The 657-nt window shown below is 63.6% G+C and carries 1 protein-coding gene; it reads left to right on the forward strand.

Features of this window, described 5'->3' with window-relative positions:
- The coding region (locus XCSCFBP4642_RS25150) for a DUF3560 domain-containing protein (protein ID WP_053329585.1) at positions 1-657 on the forward strand (657 nt) is incomplete at both ends.

A 657-nucleotide genomic window follows, 5' to 3' on the forward strand; every position in this document is an offset into this window, starting at 1 on the left:
CCCGCCGTGAACGCCTGCTGACCCGTGCCCAGGAAGCGAACAAGAACGCCGACAGCCTGCACAAGAAAGCCCGTTCGATGGCCGGTGCGATCCCCTTCGGCCAGCCCATCCTCGTTGGGCATCACAGCGAAAGCCGGGACCGTAATTATCGCGAGCGCATACACAAGACGTTCGGCAAGGCGTTCGCCGAGATGGACAACGCCCAGCACTACGCGAGCAAGGCGGCGGCAGTCGGAACGGGGGGGATCTCCAGCGATGACCCGGATGCGGTCGCCAAGCTGCGCAAGGAGCTGGAAGCGATGGAAGCATCACAGGAGCGGATGAAGGCCGCGAACAAGGTCATTCGGACGAAGAAGACGCCGGAGGAACGCGAAGCCGCATTGATCTCCCAGGGGTTCACGGCTGCGGTGGCCGCCGACATTCTGAAGCCGGATTTCTGCGGCCGCGTCGGCTTCCCGAGCTACGCACTCAGCAACAACACAGCGAACGTGCGACGGGTGCGGTTGCGCATCGATGAGCTGGAGAAGCGCAAGGCCTCGGCTGACGTGGAGCGGCATGGGTACGGTTTCACGTACCGCGAGGACGTAGCGGAAAACCGGGTGATGTTCCTTTTCGACGCCAAGCCGGACCAGGCGACGCGCACGCTGCTCAAGCGTT

Source organism: Xanthomonas cassavae CFBP 4642 (genome assembly GCF_000454545.1).
Lineage (GTDB): Bacteria > Pseudomonadota > Gammaproteobacteria > Xanthomonadales > Xanthomonadaceae > Xanthomonas > Xanthomonas cassavae.